Source organism: Parvibaculum sp., assembly GCF_045863935.1.
GTDB lineage: Bacteria > Pseudomonadota > Alphaproteobacteria > Parvibaculales > Parvibaculaceae > Parvibaculum.
Map to the genome: position 1 here is coordinate 59,538 of NZ_BTVP01000005.1, position 14,230 is coordinate 73,767.

Consider the following 14,230-nt stretch of genomic DNA (forward strand, 5'->3'; position numbering starts at 1 on the left):
CCTTTCATGGCCGCGCAAAAGACCATCCGCCGTCAGCCGACCCAGGCGCGTGCCCGTGAGCGCGTTGAACGGATTTTGACCGCGGCCACGGAACTCATCGCCGAAACGGGAAGCGACGCCGTGCGCATGACGGAGGTGGCGGAAAGGGCGGGCGTGCCGATCGGCTCGCTCTACCAGTATTTCCCGGACAAGCCGGCAATCCTGAGGACGCTCGCCATGCGCGTGATGGAACGCGTGCGCGACGGTCTGCGTCAGAACCTCGAAGGTGTGGAGAGCGCGGCGGATGCTATCGCGCGCATCGATGCGATTATGGTCGGCTACTACAATCTGTTCCTGACCGAACCCGTGACGCGCGACATCTGGTCGGGCACGCAATCCGACAAGGCGCTGCAGGAACTCGACATCGAAGACAGCAGGCAGAACGCGAATATCTTTGCAGCAGCGCTGAAGCCGCTCGTTGCGCCGTCTAATCATGGCCGGCTCGAAGCAACATCCTTCCTGCTCATGCAACTCTCCGGCGCGGCGGTGCGGCTCGCGATCGCCGTGGACCGCAAGGAAGGGGACAGGCTGATTGCGGAATACCGTCTCCTCATGCGCCGCAAACTCGAAAGCTTGCTCGCCGGTTGAATGAAGCGTCCGCTTCCAGCTTGCCGCGAACGAAGGCGCTTCATAGACTCTCGCTCCGGTTCCAGCGATGGAGCCTTTGCAAGCGAGGTCGGGAACATGGCGGAAGCGGCGATCCGTGTCGGCATCGGCGGTTGGGTCTTCGAGCCTTGGCGCGGCACGTTCTATCCCGAAGGGCTCACCCAGAAACGCGAACTTGAATATGCGAGTTCGAAGCTTTCGACCATCGAGATCAACGGTACTTACTACGGCTCCCAGAAGCCGGACAGCTTCCGCAAATGGCGTAACGAGACGCCGGACGGCTTCGTCTTCTCGCTAAAAGGCCCGCGCTTCGCGACCAACCGGCGCGTGCTGGCGGAGGCAGGACCTTCCATCGAGAAGTTCTTTGCGAGCGGCGTGACGGAGCTGAAGGAAAAGCTGGGCGTCATCGACTGGCAATTCGCTCCCACGAAGAAGTTCGATCCGGATGACTTCGCAGCATTCCTGGACCTTCTGCCGAAATCCCATGACGGCATTGCGCTTCGACATGCAGTTGAGGTGCGGCACGACAGCTTCAAGACGGAGGACTTCATCGATCTCTTGAGAGAGCATGAGGTTGCCGTCGTGACGGCGGCAGACGGCGGCTACACGCAGATCGGCGACGTGACCGCGCCCTTTGTCTATGCGCGGATAATGGGCACGGACGAGAAGGAGAAGCTCGGCTACGCCAAGAAGATGCTCGACCAATGGGCGACGCGGGCGAAGGAATGGGCCGCGGGCAACACGCCGAAGGGAATCGACGCCGTTGCCCCGGCCAGCAAACAGCCTGTCAACGACGTCTTCCTCTATGTGATTTCAGGCGCCAAGGTCCGCAATCCCCTCGCTGCAATGGCGATTGCGGACCGCCTCAAAGGCTAGAGCCCGGGAACGGGGAAGCGCGCGGTGAGCGCGCGTGTGCGCGCTGCAAGCGTCTCCTCCGTTGCTCGGTCGCCTTTTGCCGACAGCGCTTCGGAGATGATGGCGCCGATCTCCGACATCTCGACGGTTCCCATCCCGCGCGCGGTCGGGGCCGGTGTGCCGAGGCGAAGCCCCGAGGGGCGCATCGGCGGGTTCGGGTCGTCGGGGATCACCTGCTTGTTGGTGGTAAGGCCCACACGGTCGAGCGCCTCCTGTGCCTGCGCACCGTCGACGCCGAAGCTTTGGACGGTGTCGATCACGAGGAGGTGGTTGTCCGTGCCGCCGGTGACGAGTTTCACCTGCCTTTCGCTGAGCGCGGCGGCGAGCGCTTTCGCGTTCGCGAGCACTTGGCGCGCATAATCCCGGAAGGCGGGGAGTGCGGCGAGGCGGAAGGTGACGGCGGCGGCAGCGACCTGGTTCATGTGCGGCCCTCCCTGAAGGCCCGGGAAAACCGATGCGTCGATCTTTTTCGCGAATTTTTCGTTGCAGAGGATGAGCCCGCCGCGCGGACCTCGCAGCGACTTGTGCGTCGTCGTTGTCATCACGTCGAAACCGGCATCGAGCGGATTGCGCATGACGTCGGCCGCGATGAGCCCGCCTATATGGGAAACATCCGCCATGGTCAGCGCGCCCACCTCGTCCGCCACGCGCTTGAAATCGGCATAATCGTAGTCGCGTGGGTAGGAGGAGTAGCCGCAGACGACGAGCTTCGGTTTCGTTTCCCGTGCGACGGTGCGCAGGTGATCGAAATCGATGGCGCCGGTCGAGGGGTCCGTCTTGTAGCGCACGAAATTGAAGAGGCGGCCCATATGGCTCACAGGCGCACCATGCGTGAGATGCCCGCCATGGCTCAAGTCCATTGCCAGGATCGTATCGCCCGGATCGAGCAGACCGAGATAGACAGCCTGGTTCATTGGCGAACCCGAAAGCGGCTGCACATTCGCGTGTTCCGCGCGGAAGAGTGCCTTGGCGCGGTCGCGGGCGAGCGTCTCGATGCGGTCGGTGTATTCCTGACCGCCGTAGTAGCGCCGCCCTGGATAGCCTTCGGAATATTTATTTGTGAAGGCAGAGCCGAGCAGCGTCATCACCTCCGGGAAGGCATAGTTTTCCGAGGGAATGAGTTCGAGGCCGGAGCGCTGGCGGGTCTCCTCGCCCTTGAGCGCGAGGAAGATTTCGTTGTCGGTTTGCGCAAGCTGCGCCTTTTCCTGGGATGACGGCATTTGAGCCTCCTTCGAGCCAAAACAAAAAACGCCCGGCCAGCATCTTCATGTGCTGCCCAGGCGATCGGCTCGAAAGACCAGTCTCCGCGCTCCCCGATGGTGACCCATCTGATATCGCCAGTCGCGCGGAGGATATGTGCGACCGGAAGTGAAGGCAGTTAAGCCCCGTCGGCGGCTTGAGTCAATTCCCTGCCATGAGAATCGCGCTAGCATCGGCGCCGTGCAAGTGGGGGGAAACCATGCTGAAAAACTGGAAATTCTGGCTCGTGGTGCTTGTTGCGTTCGGTATCGGTCAGTTGAACCCGCTGGGGCGGGCCTATCTAAAGGCCGCTGAATGGAAGCTCCCTGAAATCAAGGAAGCGAGCCTGGCAAAGCCTTCGCCCTTCGAAAGTATCGCGGCGGAAAAGATTGTAGGTGAAAGCGAAAACGTCTTCGCCTTTCCGGATCACAAGCCGATCGCTCCTGTTCACATACTAATAGTACCGAAAGAGCGGATCACCACGATCAACGACGCTTCGCCCGAACTCATTGCCGAAATGACGGCGTTAGCGCAAAAGCTCGCGCGCGAAAGCGGCATCGCCGAAAGCGGGTTTCGTCTCGTCATCAACACCAATCCGCAGGGCGGACAGACCGTCTATCATCTGCATATGCACTTGATCGGCGGCAGACAGATGGGATGGCTCGGCTAGATCTGCCTACAAACCCAAAATCCGCTTCGCGATGATGTTCTTCTGGATTTCGTTGGACCCGCCATAGATCGACTGCGCTCTGGCACCGAGATAGGCGGCGACGGTGGGCGCGCCGCCCGAGGGAAGGGCGGTGTTGCCCGTCCACGCTGGTGCGACTGAATCGGGGAAGGCGGGCAGCATATAGGGTCCGAAGGCCTCCATGCCAAGTTCGGTAATGTCCTGCGCGAGTTCGGTCGCAATGATCTTCAGGATCGAGGACTCGTTGCCCGGCGCGCCGCCCTCCGCGACTGAGGAGAGCGTGCGCAACACGGTGATTTCGAGCGTATCGAGCCGGGTTTCGAGTTCGCCGAGTTTACGGATGAAAGCCGGGTCTTCCAGAAGCCCGCGCTCGCGCGCGGCTTCGCGAATGTTCCAGAGCTGCTTCCGCTTGCCCGCAACATGCGCGTAAGAGGTGCGCTCATGGCCGAGAAGGTAGTTGGCATAGGTCCAGCCCTTACCTTCCTCGCCGATGCGGTTTTCCTTCGGCACGCGCACATCCTCGAAGGTAACGCTGTTGAGCGAGTGTTTGCCGTCGATGGTGATGATCGGATGGACGGTGATGCCTGGCGTCTTCATGTCGATCAGCAGGAAGGTGATGCCTTCCTGCTTCTTCTCTTCTTGGGAAGTCCGCAACAGGCAGAAAATCCAGTCGGCATGTTGACCGAGGCTCGTCCAGATCTTGGTGCCGTTGACGATATAGTACTCGCCATTGGAAACGGCCGAACATTGCAGCGAGGCGAGGTCGGAACCGGAGCCCGGTTCCGAATAACCCTGTGCCCAGAAAGTGGTGCTGTCGAGAATGCCGGGCAGCCACCGCTTCTTCTGCTCCTCGGTGCCGAAAGTGTAGATCACCGGCCCGACATAGAGGAGGCCCATCGGCACGACATTGAGCGCGCCCGCGCGTTCGAGCTCTTCGTCAAATATGTATTTTTCGTTGGCGCTCCAGCCGGTGCCGCCCGCCGATTTCGGCCAGTTGACGGCAAGCCAGCCCTTCGCGGCCATGGCCCGTTCGGAGCGCTGGTAGTCCTCCTTGGAGGGCGAGGCGCCGCTCGCGATCTTTTCCACGATCTCGCGCGGATATTCGTTCTCGAAGAAGTCCCGCACCTTCATGCGGAACTCTTCGTCCTTGTCGGAAAATGAGAAGTCCATCTGCCTGCCGCCCGATTTGAATTTTCTGTTGTCGGCAGTCTAGCGGGCGCCCGTCCCAAAGCAAAAGGGCCGGTGTTTCCACCGGCCCTTCGCTTGTCTCTCGGATGAGAGGCGGGACTTCTTAGAAGTCCATGCCGCCCATGCCGCCCATACCGCCCATGCCACCGGGCATGCCGCCGCCGGCATTGCCTTCGGCCTTCGGCTTCTCGGCAATCATGGCTTCGGTGGTGATGAGAAGGCCGGCAACGGAAGCCGCGTCCTGAAGCGCCGTGCGCACGACCTTGGTCGGGTCGATGATGCCGGCGGCGACGAGATCGCAATATTCTTCCTTCTGCGCGTCGAAGCCGAAATTGGCCTGCTTCGACTCGAGCACCTTCTGCACGACGATCGAACCTTCGACGCCAGCGTTCTCGACGATCTGGCGGATCGGGGCTTCGAGTGCCTTGCGGATGATGTTGATGCCCGCCTGGATGTCGCGGTTGTCATCGAGGAGCTTTGCAACGGCCTTGGACGCCATCAGCAGTGCCGTGCCGCCGCCCGGGACGATGCCTTCTTCGACCGCGGCGCGGGTGGCGTTCAGCGCGTCGTCGACGCGGTCCTTGCGCTCCTTCACTTCAACCTCGGTGGCACCGCCGACCTTGATCACCGCAACGCCGCCCGCGAGCTTCGCAAGGCGTTCCTGCAGCTTCTCCTTGTCGTAGTCGGAGGTCGTTTCCTCGATCTGCCGCTTGATCTGGCCGACGCGGGCTTCGATGTCCTTCTTCTTGCCCGAGCCGTCGACGATCGTGGTGTCGTCCTTCGTGATCGTGACGCGCTTGGCTTTGCCGAGCATGTCGAGCGTAACCGACTCGAGTTTGATGCCGAGGTCTTCAGAGATAACCTGGCCGCCCGTCAGGATCGCGAGATCCTCGAGCATGGCCTTGCGGCGGTCGCCGAAGCCCGGCGCCTTCACGGCCGCAACCTTGAGGCCGCCACGGAGCTTGTTGACCACGAGCGTGGCAAGCGCCTCGCCTTCGATGTCTTCCGCGATGATGAGCAGCGGGCGGCCCGACTGCACCACGGCTTCGAGAACCGGGAGCATCGGCTGCAGGCTCGTCAGCTTCTTCTCGTGCAGCAGGATGAGCGGCTCGTCGAGCTCGGCAACCATCTTGTCGGCGTTCGTGATGAAGTAGGGCGAGAGATAGCCGCGATCGAACTGCATGCCTTCGACGACATCGAGCTCGGTCTCGAGCGACTTCGCTTCTTCGACCGTGATCACGCCTTCATTGCCGACTTTCGCCATCGCCTGAGCGATCATGGCGCCGATTTCGGATTCGCCGTTCGCGGAAATCGTGCCGACCTGCGCGACTTCATCGTTCGACTTCACCTTCTTCGAACGCTTCGTGATGTCCTCGACGGCGGCGCGGACGGCGATCTCGATGCCGCGTTTCAGATCCATCGGGTTCATCCCGGCGGCAACCGACTTCGCACCTTCGCGTACGATCGCCTGGGTAAGAACCGTCGCCGTCGTGGTGCCGTCGCCAGCCGTGTCGTTGGTCTTGGAAGCGACTTCCTTGACCATCTGCGCGCCCATGTTCTCGAACTTGTCTTCGAGTTCGATCTCCTTGGCGACCGTCACGCCGTCCTTCGTGGTGCGGGGCGCACCGAAGGCCTTGTCGATGACGACATTGCGGCCCTTCGGACCCAGCGTCACCTTTACCGCGTCGGCGAGAATGTCGACGCCGCGCAACATCTTTTCGCGGGCACTGCGGCCGAATTTGACTTCCTTAGCCATGTTCTTCTGATCCTTCTGAAATCGTGAAGCGGAACGAAGGCCGCAGGGGCTCAACAAAAAAGCCCGCGGCCGTTATCCGGTTGCGAGCCTTATTCGGCGGCTGCCTTCTTCTTGGCACCACCCTCGAGCACACCCATGATGTCGCTCTCTTTCATGATCAGCAGGTCCTGGCCGTCGATCTTGACCTCGGTGCCCGACCATTTGCCGAAGATCACGCGATCGCCCGTCTTGACGTCCGGCGCGATGATCTTGCCGTCATCGCCGCGAGCACCCGGGCCCACCGCAACGACTTCGCCCTGCGAGGGCTTTTCCTGAGCCGTGTCCGGAATGATGATGCCGCCGGCGGTCTTGGCTTCTTCCTCGACCCGGCGCACTACGACGCGGTCATGCAGAGGACGGAACTTCATCTCTGGCTTCTCCTGTGTCCCAACCGCTAAGTTGCGGAATTTTATGAGAATTTTTGTACTGTTAGCACTCGTGAGTGGTGAGTGCCAACACCAGCGCGACAGATAGGCGCTGTGAGGCGGAGTGTCAAGCGCCGCCCGGGTTTAAAGGCTCAGGAGAGGACGAGGACGGCCCCGCCGAAGCGGCGCTTCAGATGCCCGAGAAGGCTTGCCGCGAAGAGGGTGGCACCCAGGATTTCCATGATCTCCTCAGTGCAATAGGCGACCTGGTAAGGGAAACTCGTCTCGCCATAAACCGTGAGGAGCTTGCCGCCGACGATTTCCATTCCGAGCGCTCCGCCGACATAGAGAAGGCCCGCCCCGCAGAACATGAGGCGCGTGCGGAAGGGCAGAGCGAGGAGGAAGGGCAGGTACAAGAGCCCGATCGCCGCCACGAGGACCGCCCCGGGGATCACCCAGCCGAAATGAAGGAAGCCGCTCAGGTCCAGACCGTTGCGCATCGGCTCGATCACGATCTCATGGACACCCGTCGCCTCGTCGATCGACAGCCCGATGAAAATGGGCACCAGCAGAGCCCAGTGGAGGACGTTGCGCTCGCCGTCCCGGGCCGCGGAAAGTGCGGTGATCGTGAGGAGGATGGCGGAAAAAACGAGCACCAGCGAGCTGTACCAAGCGGGCAGGCAGTATTCCGCGTTGAAGGCGAGATGACGCAGATCCTTCGCGATCGTCTCGAATCCGAACGCCGTTACGTACCACTCCCGGAACAGCCCGAGTGCGACGACGGTCAGCGACGCGGCCCAGAGCCCCGCCGCAAAGCGCCAGGGGTTCAGGTGGAAAATCCTTTCCTCCAAAGGCGGTTGCGCTTGGCTCGCCGTCAGCTCAACCATTTCTTAGTCCTCAATTGTGACACTTCCGCAGCGATCTGCTTCCTGCGAAGCAAGATGGAGACCACGGGAAGCCAATGGCCCTGTCAGCCGACATTAAGCATGAGCGTCAAACGCCGAACGCTGCGCTGCACCTTGCGCTGGCGCTTGCCTATGCGGCACAGCCGGCACGGCTGCTGCACCCGCTTGGCTTTGCGCGGCTCGAGGCTGAACGACTGCTGCGCCGCGGGTCTGGCAATCAATTCTTGAGAGAGCCGGAGGAGGCTCTCTCCGTCCCGGATGGGCTTGTTGATATTGGCGGGCCGATGACACCCGAACGGCTGATGGCCGCCTATCGGCGCGGCATTTTTCCGTGGTGTCATGTCGGCCCCGTCAAATGGTGGGCGCCGTCGAAGCGCGCCGTTCTCTGTCTCGAAGAGAGCCGGATCGAGAAGAACCTTCGCCGCACACTTCGGCAAGGAAAGTTCCGTGTGACCTTCGACGAGGCCTTTGGCGAGGTGATGCGCGGCTGCGCCGAACCGCGCACGGGCCGCTACGCGCTTACATGGATCGGCCCACGTTTCATGGAAGCCTATGCAAAGCTCCATGAGATAGGACACGCGCATTCGGTGGAGGTCTGGGACGAAGAAGGCGAACTCGCGGGCGGCCTCTACGGTGTTGCATGCGGCGGCGTCTTTTTCACCGAGTCGCAATTCGCACGAAAACGCGACACATCGAAAGTCGCCTTCGTTACCTTGAACTGCCACTTGCAGCATTGGGGCTACGTGTTGAACGACGGCAAGAGCATGACCGGCCATCTCGCCGCGCTCGGCATGCGCGATATTCCGCGCGCGGAGTTCAACGACATCTTGAAGCGGTACGAGAATGCCGGCCGCGCGCCGGGGCCCTGGAAGGTCGACCCGGATATCGACGTGGCGGGATGGAAGCCCGAACGCGCCGGTTAGGCTCTGAGGCCGCGCAACGTCAGTTTGATGATAGCTGTGAGCCGGGCGAGAAACGTCTTTTCATCGGGTGCCTTCTCCGCGCCGTATGCTGCGGCAATGAGGGCGTCGACCGTAGCTTCCTCAGTGAGGCCCACGGCTTTCGGATCGAGTTCGCCAGACGCGACGCCGTCCCGCACGAGGCGCCGGACGGCACTGTAGAACTGCTCATACACCGCTCCGAAAACATCCTCGGAAAGGCGCGAACCGCTGTCGACAAGCTCCGCCGCGTGCGGGCTCGACAGAATCCAGCGATAGACGAAACCGAGCTTCGCCTCCATGAGGGCGGTGAGCTTCGGTTCGAGCGGCAGGTCGAGTGCCTCCGCCCTGGTTACGCCCTCTCCAACCTGCTCGGCGAGCGAGCGGCAGATGGCCTCGAAGAGTTCATCCTTGCTCTTGAAGTAGAGATAGAGCGTGCCCTTGGCGACGGCGGCCGCACGCGCGATGTCCTCCATCGAGGTGCGGCGGTAGCCGTAGTGGCGGAAGAGGTCGAGCGCGGAAGTGAGGATCACATCCCGCTTGTCCGTTCCTGCCGTCTTTTGCGCGACTGCGCTGCTTTGGGCCTTCGACATTTTCTTTCGTCTGTCTTCTATCGTCTGATCGTGAAGGGGCACGTCTTGGCGACGGGCACGACGAGAGTGCGCATCGAGCCGCCGCAATCGTAGTAGCAAATCTTGCGCGCGCCGGTGCGCTGCTGGTTCGACAGCGAGCAGGTCGCCTGCGCATATTGCTCGTAAGCGGGCTTCTTGCTCATTTCCGGCGCCGGCCCTCCCGTTGAAAGGGCCGCCAGCACCAGCATGCCCGATAGCGTTACAGATCCCATGGTCACCCCCCCCCTTTCGAAATCTTCGCGGCCACTCTAGCACCTTTGCCGCACCGAATTTCAAGCCTCTGCATACTGCGGCATTTGTGCATTGCGCCCGGGGCTGTAGGATGCCGCCGCACAATTTTACCGAGGGAAACCCATGACAAGCGAAGCGGTGGCGGCAGCGAAGGCGACGATCGGCGAGCCCGGATCGAGGGCACTGATCCCGACGCCGGCGCTGGTGCTGGACCTCGATGCCTTTGAGCGCAACGTGGCGCGCATGGCCGAGCACTGCAAGGTAAACGGCCTTTTCATCCGGCCCCATGCGAAGACGCACAAATCCGTTGCGATTGCGAAGGCTCAGATCGCGGCGGGCGCGCTCGGCGTCTGCTGCGCCAAGCTCGGCGAAGCGGAAGCGATGGCGGCGGGCGGGATCGGAAGCATCCTCATCACATCGCCCGTCGTGACGGCGCAGGGCCTCGACCGGCTGATGGCGCTGAACGCGAAAATCCCGGACCTCATGGTCGTCGCCGACCACCCCGACAATGCGCGTGCGCTCGCGGCAGCCGCATCCGAAGCAAAGCGCACGCTGAAGGTTCTGGTCGACCTCGATGTCGGCCTCCACCGCACGGGCATCCGCCCCGGCGACGAGGCAACGGATCTTGCCGAACTGCTCGACGCCGCGGAGTTTCTGGAACTGCGCGGGCTTCAGGCTTACGCAGGTCACCTGATGCACATTCACGATTTCGCGGAACGGCGCGAGAAATCGCTGGCCGCGATGAATGTGCTCGGCGAGCAGCGCGACGCGCTGAAAGCAAAGGGCCTTTGCTGCGATATCGTTTCCGGCGGCGGGACGGGAACCTACAACATCGATCCGGAAGCAACGGTGCTGACCGAGTTGCAGGGCGGCTCCTACATCTTCATGGACAAGCAGTATAATGACGTCGCGCTCGGCAACGGTGCGAGTTTTCCCTTCGAGACCTCGCTCTTCGTGCAGATGTCGGTCGTCTCGAACAACACGAAGAACCTCGCAACGACGGATGCCGGCTTCAAATCCTTCTCGACCGACGCCGAACCGCCGAAGCTTCTTTCCGGTGCGCCGGAAGGGGCTGGCTATTTCTTCTTCGGCGACGAGCAGGGCGGCATCCTGCTGCCCGACGGCGCGCATCTTCCATTAGGCAGTGTACTGACGGCCATGACGCCGCATTGCGATCCGACGGTGAACCTCTACGATTTCTACCATGTCGTGAGGGGCGACCGGCTGGTCGACATCTGGCCGATCGAGGCCCGTGGAAGAAGCGCCTGACGGGTGGGCCGACCGGGGATAAAAGGCCCCGAAAACGGCCGACTGTCATCGAAATGTCATCAAAACGTCACATAGGGTGAAAGAGCCCCTTTCGGGTAGCTGAGGCGCTGCCCGGAGGAGGCGTATCCCCATATTTCTGCGATTTCCCGAAAAAGCACGATAGAGACGAAGAAGGGGCTTGACCGGTCTCGTCCTCATCAGTATTGTGAGTGAATGATCACTCGCAACGAAAAACCTGGCTCCAAAACCCGCGACCGCATCGCCGATGCGTCGCTCCGTCTTTTCGTGTCGCAGGGCATCGCCGAAACGACGACGCGCGACATCGCGAAGGAGGCGGGGATCGCCGAAGGGACGATCTACCGGCACTTCGAAAGCAAGGAAGCGCTGGCGGCGGAAATTTTCATGGAGACCTTCATGCCGCTTTCGCGGGCGCTGGTTCTCCTGGAGGGTGACAGCGGCCCGATTCTCGACAGGATCGAACGGACGGTCGAACATTTCTACCGGCTCTTCGATGAGGACCCGACGCGCTGGGTCTATGTGATGACCTATCAGACGGGGCGGCAGTCGAAACTGCCGCCGAACACGCCGACGCCCTATACGCTGATGCTGAAGATGATGAAGGAGGGGACGGCGAGCGGAGAACTCGCCGAGGCCGATCCGGACCTTCACACCCAGATCGTGCTGGGCATGATCACGCAGCCCGCCATGGGCATCGTTTACGACGAACTCGATGGACCGCTCGCACCCCGCGCAGGCGAGGTGATGAAGGCGATCCGCAAGGCTCTTCTTCCCTGACCCGAATTCGAATTGCCGGCGGGAGAACAAAGATTTCGGCCGGTAAAGTAGTGAGTGAGTGTTCACATCAAACTCGAAAAACAGGAGACAGACCATGAGAACGCTTCTTGTTGCAGCAGCTTTTCTTTTCGCCACCACGATGGGGGCGCATGCCGACAGCGGATCGGGCGCGCAAGTCTCGGCCGACTTTTCGGGCGCGGTAGGCGACTCGGTGGCGAAGGGCACGGCGATCGCCGCCGTGTCGGTGGGCGCGCCGGTCGCGCTGGTGGGCATGAGCGCCCACCAGGCGGGCGGCTCGATGATGGCCGCCGGATCGAAAACGATCTGTGATCGGACGAAAGGCTGCCGCAACCTGCCTATCGCGGCCGAAACCGTCGTGGGCACCCCGGCGCCCGACAAGGCGCTGAAGGCGCGCCTCAAGGAAGAGGAGCTCTGAACCATGATGAAGCGCATTCTTTTCGCCTGCGGCCTGATGCTTCTCGGCCTCGCCGCCGCCCCGTCAACGCGCAGATGAGTTCTGCCGCGAGCGCGATCGAAACCCCCGAACGCGTCATCCCCTTCGCAAAGAAGGTGGAGCGCGAACTCGGCCAGCGCGGCGCCCTCGTCGCCATCGTCTCGCGCATGGGCCGCGACCCGAAACAGATGCCCGACGGCATCGGCGACTACACGCATGTCGGCATCTGGGTCTATTCGGAAATGACCGCCGCCGACGGGCGCAAGGTGAATGGCTATGCCGTCTACAATCTCTACCAGGTGGCGGGCGACGAAGGCCGCAGCGAGCTCAAGCAGGATTTTCCCGCCGAGTTCTTCGCCTCGGTCTTCGACCTGAAGACGGGCATCGTGATCCCGACGCCGGAAGTGCAGGCGGAAATCCTCCGGGTACTGAATTCGCAGACCTACGAAAAGCTCCACGTGCCGGCTTACTCCGTGGTCGCCAATCCCTATGACTGGCAATACCAGAACTGCACCAACTTCGTGATGAGCGTGCTGGTGGCGGCGATCTATGGCACGGATGACCGGGCGGAAATCACGCGGCATCTGCGCGCCCATTACGAGCCGCAGACGGTGAAGCTCTCGGGCATCACCCGGGTCGTGGGTTCGATCTTCGTGGACGGATTTGCCACCGCCGATCACAAGGGCGGACCGCTGAAGACCTCGACCTTCGACTCGATTGCCCGCTTCCCCACGACCTACGGCATGGCGCAGGCCGTGCTGGAAGTGACGGAAGAGGGCGTCGTGGAGAAACAAGTTGCGCTCTGACGGAAGCAGGCGGAAGGAATGCGCAAGGCCCGGACGGAAATGTCCGGGCCTTTTCCGTGTCGCCCGCGCCCTGGTTCCTTCCTTCCCTCAAGGGGAGGGTGGGAGTGCTTATCGGCCTCGCAGTTCCTTCTCGAGCCTTTCCCACATCGGGCGGCAGTCGACGACGCTGCCTTCGCGCATGGCGCGGTCGGCGGCCATGACGGTGAGGCCGGCGACCATCGCGTCGTAGACCTGGACGGGGAAGGGCGCGCCGTCGAGGAGATGGGCGGCGAGGTGGCGGCCCATCTGCTCATCCGAACCGTAATGGCCCTCGATGCTGGCGGGAAATTCCTCCGTCTGCGGATCGCTCGTGCCGAGCGCATCGCGGAAGGTGAGGCGGTTGGTCACGAGATCGGCTTCCATCGCACCATCGGTCCCTGCGAAATACCAGCGGCGCTGAAGGATGCCCGCATGGGTGTTGGCGTGGAAGGACAGGCGCACGCCGTTCTCGTATTCGATGAGAGCGGTCTGATTGTCCGCGACATCGGCATCGGAACGAAAGACGCATTCACCGGCGTTCCAGCCCGCGCGCCAGAGTTCGTAAGGCACCTCGCCGCCCGCATAGCGGCGTTCGCCAAGCGCTTCATTCTCCGGCGTGAAGATGGAACGGCCGCCGAAACTTGCGACCCGCGCGGGAAGCGCGCCGGCAAAAAGCCGGTAGAGATCGAAATCATGGCAGCATTTGTCGAGCAGGAAGGACCCGCCATGGGCTTGATGGCGGCGCCAGTCGCGCATGAGGAAGGCGCCGTGCTCGGGATGAAGATGCTCGTTGCCTTCGAAGCTGACGAGGCGGCCGATGCCGCCGGACCCGAGGCGGCGCGTGACGGCGGCGACGAGCGGCGAGGAACGGAGCACCAGGCCGACAAGAACGGAGGTCTGCCCATGTTCGCGCAGGAGCCGCGCGAGCGCCCATGTCTCCTCTTCCGTGCGCACGACCGGCTTCTCGCTGAAGACGCGGGCGCCTGCCGCGAGCCCTGCGCTTATGTGATCGAGATGCAGGTGGTTGGGGGAGCCGACCATCAGGAGATCGGGCTTCTCGGCGGCGAGCATCGTCTCGACATCGGCGTAGGCGGCGCCCACATCGAGCCCGCGCTTTTCGAGCGTTGAGCGGCCGACGGGCGCGGGATCGGCATGGGCGACGATGCGGATATGGGGTGCCGCGGCGGCGAGATTGCGGATGACGGTCGCGATGCGCCGCCCGAGCCCCGCGACGGCGATGGAGAAAGTGCCGCTTGTCTTCATGATTGCGATTTCTAGCTGTTAGGATGCAGGAGGCTAGCTTGATGCCGGAGGAAATGGGAGGCCCGGAAATACTCTTTAACCTCC

At 62.3% G+C, this 14,230-nt stretch carries 16 protein-coding genes and 1 riboswitch; of the genes, 8 read left to right on the forward strand and 8 right to left on the reverse strand.

Annotation, left to right across the window (positions count from 1 at the left end; genetic code table 11):
* The first annotated feature begins 6 nt into the window (after positions 1-6).
* Together ACKUUH_RS03540 and ACKUUH_RS03545 are read left to right on the forward strand one after the other, a co-directional pair.
* The gene (locus ACKUUH_RS03540) at positions 7-627 is read left to right on the forward strand and encodes a TetR family transcriptional regulator (protein WP_407948478.1); all 621 of its coding nucleotides are present in this window, start codon (positions 7-9) and stop codon (positions 625-627) included.
* 96 nt (positions 628-723) lie between these two features.
* Entirely contained in the window at positions 724-1,521 is a 798-nt protein-coding gene (locus ACKUUH_RS03545; protein ID WP_407948479.1) for a DUF72 domain-containing protein, read from the forward strand.
* Here ACKUUH_RS03545 and glyA read toward each other — a convergent pair.
* Positions 1,518-2,780 carry a serine hydroxymethyltransferase gene (glyA, locus tag ACKUUH_RS03550; RefSeq protein ID WP_407948480.1) on the reverse strand — a complete coding sequence of 421 codons (1,263 nt, stop codon included), beginning with the start codon at positions 2,778-2,780 and terminating at the stop codon, positions 1,518-1,520. The two genes, ACKUUH_RS03545 and glyA, sit on opposite strands and share 4 nt — an antisense overlap.
* Before the next feature lie 47 nt (positions 2,781-2,827).
* A riboswitch (ZMP/ZTP riboswitch) is annotated at positions 2,828-2,915 on the reverse strand.
* Positions 2,916-3,019: 104 nt separating this feature from the next.
* Between glyA and ACKUUH_RS03555 the strand changes: the two genes are divergently transcribed.
* A complete protein-coding gene (locus ACKUUH_RS03555; RefSeq protein WP_407948481.1) occupies positions 3,020-3,469 on the forward strand; it encodes an HIT domain-containing protein in 450 nt (149 codons plus the stop codon).
* 6 nt (positions 3,470-3,475) lie between these two features.
* Here the strand turns inward: ACKUUH_RS03555 and ACKUUH_RS03560 are convergent, their stop codons facing one another.
* The 4 genes from ACKUUH_RS03560 to ACKUUH_RS03575 all read right to left on the reverse strand — a co-directional run bounded on the left by ACKUUH_RS03560 (position 3,476) and on the right by ACKUUH_RS03575 (position 7,722).
* Positions 3,476-4,657, reverse strand: a complete 1,182-nt coding sequence (locus ACKUUH_RS03560; RefSeq protein WP_407948482.1) for an acyl-CoA dehydrogenase family protein — start codon at positions 4,655-4,657, stop codon at positions 3,476-3,478.
* A gap of 121 nt (positions 4,658-4,778) precedes the next feature.
* Positions 4,779-6,431 carry a chaperonin GroEL gene (groL, locus tag ACKUUH_RS03565; protein WP_407948483.1) on the reverse strand — a complete coding sequence of 551 codons (1,653 nt, stop codon included), beginning with the start codon at positions 6,429-6,431 and terminating at the stop codon, positions 4,779-4,781.
* A gap of 89 nt (positions 6,432-6,520) precedes the next feature.
* Positions 6,521-6,838: a co-chaperone GroES gene (groES, locus tag ACKUUH_RS03570; protein ID WP_407948484.1), complete on the reverse strand. Its 318-nt coding sequence runs from the start codon at positions 6,836-6,838 to the stop codon at positions 6,521-6,523.
* 149 nt (positions 6,839-6,987) lie between these two features.
* On the reverse strand, positions 6,988-7,722 hold the full coding sequence (locus tag ACKUUH_RS03575; protein WP_407948485.1) for a hypothetical protein: 735 nt from the start codon (positions 7,720-7,722) through the stop codon (positions 6,988-6,990).
* 74 nt (positions 7,723-7,796) lie between these two features.
* On the opposite strand from ACKUUH_RS03575, the gene aat reads away from it, so the two are divergent.
* The gene (aat, locus tag ACKUUH_RS03580; protein WP_407948486.1) at positions 7,797-8,663 is read left to right on the forward strand and encodes a leucyl/phenylalanyl-tRNA--protein transferase; all 867 of its coding nucleotides are present in this window, start codon (positions 7,797-7,799) and stop codon (positions 8,661-8,663) included.
* Here aat and ACKUUH_RS03585 read toward each other — a convergent pair.
* Both ACKUUH_RS03585 and ACKUUH_RS03590 read right to left on the reverse strand, forming a co-directional pair.
* Positions 8,660-9,271, reverse strand: coding sequence for a TetR/AcrR family transcriptional regulator (locus ACKUUH_RS03585; RefSeq protein ID WP_407948487.1), 612 nt, complete (start codon positions 9,269-9,271; stop codon positions 8,660-8,662). The two genes, aat and ACKUUH_RS03585, sit on opposite strands and share 4 nt — an antisense overlap.
* A 17-nt stretch (positions 9,272-9,288) precedes the next feature.
* A complete protein-coding gene (locus ACKUUH_RS03590; protein WP_407948488.1) occupies positions 9,289-9,522 on the reverse strand; it encodes a hypothetical protein in 234 nt (77 codons plus the stop codon).
* A 142-nt stretch (positions 9,523-9,664) separates the two neighbouring features.
* On the opposite strand from ACKUUH_RS03590, the gene ACKUUH_RS03595 reads away from it, so the two are divergent.
* From ACKUUH_RS03595 to ACKUUH_RS03610, 4 genes are all read left to right on the forward strand, one after another.
* Entirely contained in the window at positions 9,665-10,810 is a 1,146-nt protein-coding gene (locus ACKUUH_RS03595; protein ID WP_407948489.1) for a DSD1 family PLP-dependent enzyme, read from the forward strand.
* Between the two features lie 213 nt (positions 10,811-11,023).
* Positions 11,024-11,605: a TetR/AcrR family transcriptional regulator gene (locus ACKUUH_RS03600; protein ID WP_407948490.1), complete on the forward strand. Its 582-nt coding sequence runs from the start codon at positions 11,024-11,026 to the stop codon at positions 11,603-11,605.
* A gap of 94 nt (positions 11,606-11,699) precedes the next feature.
* Entirely contained in the window at positions 11,700-12,041 is a 342-nt protein-coding gene (locus ACKUUH_RS03605; protein WP_407948491.1) for a hypothetical protein, read from the forward strand.
* Positions 12,042-12,115: 74 nt separating this feature from the next.
* The gene (locus tag ACKUUH_RS03610) at positions 12,116-12,865 is read left to right on the forward strand and encodes a DUF2145 domain-containing protein (RefSeq protein ID WP_407948492.1); all 750 of its coding nucleotides are present in this window, start codon (positions 12,116-12,118) and stop codon (positions 12,863-12,865) included.
* A gap of 108 nt (positions 12,866-12,973) precedes the next feature.
* Here the strand turns inward: ACKUUH_RS03610 and ACKUUH_RS03615 are convergent, their stop codons facing one another.
* Positions 12,974-14,146, reverse strand: a complete 1,173-nt coding sequence (locus tag ACKUUH_RS03615) for a Gfo/Idh/MocA family protein (RefSeq protein WP_407948493.1) — start codon at positions 14,144-14,146, stop codon at positions 12,974-12,976.
* Between the last annotated feature and the right edge of the window lie 84 nt (positions 14,147-14,230).